Source organism: Paracoccus marinaquae, from assembly GCF_018860165.1.
In the GTDB taxonomy this organism is placed as follows: domain Bacteria; phylum Pseudomonadota; class Alphaproteobacteria; order Rhodobacterales; family Rhodobacteraceae; genus Paracoccus; species Paracoccus marinaquae.
This window is the reverse complement of sequence record NZ_JAHKNG010000120.1, coordinates 1-1,376: the sequence shown is the minus strand read 5'-3', so window position 1 is coordinate 1,376 and position 1,376 is coordinate 1. Positions and strand designations below refer to the sequence as shown.

The following is a 1,376-nucleotide window of genomic DNA, read 5'->3' as shown; positions in this document are numbered from 1 at the left end:
GAGTAATGCTTGAAAGTTGGTGATGCCCTGAGGGGCGGCATATCAAGGCGGTGTCTACGCGCCGTCAATTCTCAGCCGAGAAAGGGATATGCCACATGTCAGAAGCTACCATCACCCATCTGCCCGATCCATCGGGATTTTCCACCGACCCGTTGACCGATCTGGTGCGCGACGGCGCGCGACAGTTGATCCGTCAGGCCGTTGAGGCCGAGCTTGCGGCGCTGCTGGAGCGCCACGCGGCCGAGAAGCTGGAAGACGGCCGCGCCCGCCTGGTCCGGCACGGCCATCTGCCCGAGCGCGAGGTTCTGACCGGGATCGGCCCGGTGCCGGTGAAGGTTCCACGCATCCGGGATCGCGGGGTTGGCGAGGACCGGATCAGCTTCACGCCGAGCATCCTGCCGCGCTATCTACGCAAGACGAAATCGGTCGAGGAACTGCTGCCCTGGCTTTACCTCAAGGGGGTGTCGACCGGCGATTTCCAGGAGGCTCTGGCGGCGTTGCTTGGCCCGCAGGCTCAAGGCCTGTCCGCCGCGACGATCTCGCGGCTGAAGGCCGACTGGTGGGACGACTACGAGGCCTGGCGGAAACGCGACCTCGGCACCAGGCGTTTCCTCTACATCTGGGCCGACGGGGTCTATTTCAAACCGCGCATGGCCGAGGAAAAGCAGTGCGTTCTGGTGATCGTCGGGGCCGACGAATACGGCCGCAAGGAGTTGCTGGCCATGACCGATGGCTTCCGCGAAAGCACGCAGAGCTGGCGCGAGGTGCTGCTCGATCTCAGGCGGCGCGGGCTGAAACAGGATCCGAAGCTGGCCATCGGCGACGGCGCTCTTGGCTTCTGGGCCGCCCTGCGCGAAGTCTTCGCCACGACGCGGGAACAGCGTTGCTGGGTTCACAAGACCATGAACGTTCTGAACGCGCTGCCGAAATCGTTGCAGGCGAAGGCAAAGGGGCACCTGCATGACATCTGGCAGGCCGAAACGAAATCAGCCGCCAATGCCGCCTTCGATCATTTCACCGAAACCTATGGCGTCAAATACGACAAGGCGGTCGCCAAGCTGGCGAAGGATCGCGACGCGCTGCTGACCTTCTACGATTTTCCGGCCGAGCATTGGAAACACATCCGGACGTCAAACCCGATCGAGAGCACCTTCGCCACCGTTCGGCACCGCACGAAGCGCACCAAGGGATGCCTGAGCCGCAGGACCGGGCTTGCCATGGCCTTCAGGCTGATGATGTCGGCGCAGAAGAAATGGCGCAAGCTTGATGGCCAGAACCGCCTGCCCGAGATCATCCAGGGGATTGAATTCCGCGATGGCCTCCGCCAACTTCAAACCGCCGCCTGATCAGGCATCACCAACTTTCGCGCATATCTC

At 62.8% G+C, this 1,376-nt stretch carries 1 protein-coding gene; it reads left to right on the top strand.

The window, feature by feature from the left end; translation table 11 throughout:
• Nucleotides 1-95 precede the first annotated feature (95 nt).
• Nucleotides 96-1,346: an IS256 family transposase gene (locus KNW02_RS20555; RefSeq protein ID WP_216035035.1), complete on the top strand. Its 1,251-nt coding sequence runs from the start codon at nt 96-98 to the stop codon at nt 1,344-1,346.
• Nucleotides 1,347-1,376 lie beyond the last annotated feature (30 nt).

Excerpts from the sequence above, each read along its gene's own strand:
- KNW02_RS20555 (WP_216035035.1), top strand. The coding sequence starts at position 96 with ATGTCAGAAGCTACCATCACCCATCTGCCCGATCCATCGGGATTTTCC.